1 protein-coding gene is annotated in these 347 nt (G+C 61.1%); it reads left to right on the top strand.

Features of this window, described 5'->3' with window-relative positions:
* Positions 1–271, top strand: a 271-nt coding sequence (locus ALO43_RS09245) for a GNAT family N-acetyltransferase (protein WP_157062275.1), incomplete at its 5' end; no start/stop codon positions are given.
* Between the last annotated feature and the right edge of the window lie 76 nt (positions 272–347).

The raw sequence follows: 347 nt of genomic DNA, 5'->3' as shown, positions 1-347 counted from the left end.
CGGCGCGCTGGTCACCGAGGTCGGCCACAACGAGATACGCGTGCTGTATCTGGCGTTGATTCCGGCAGCGCGCGGCAAGGGCTACGGGCGCAACCTTTTGCAGGGTGTGCAGCAAGCCGCCGAACAGATCCGCTGCCCGGTGGCAACAGTGGTCTGGGCCAACAACCCGCATGCTCGCCAGCAATATCTGGCGCTGGGTTTTCAGGTTGAAGAGCAGGATGTGGCAGCGGCGAGACTGATCTGGTATCCAGGCCAGACCGCTGCCTTTTGATCAGTTGAAGCTTATGCAGTAGTAGGCCAGGTTCTCGTCGCGGCCCATGGCGGGAACACGAGAGACGAACACATTC

The organism is Pseudomonas tremae (assembly GCF_001401155.1).
Taxonomy (GTDB): domain Bacteria; phylum Pseudomonadota; class Gammaproteobacteria; order Pseudomonadales; family Pseudomonadaceae; genus Aquipseudomonas; species Aquipseudomonas tremae.
Note: the sequence above shows the minus strand (reverse complement) of the source record. Positions and strands in the feature narration are given on the sequence as shown.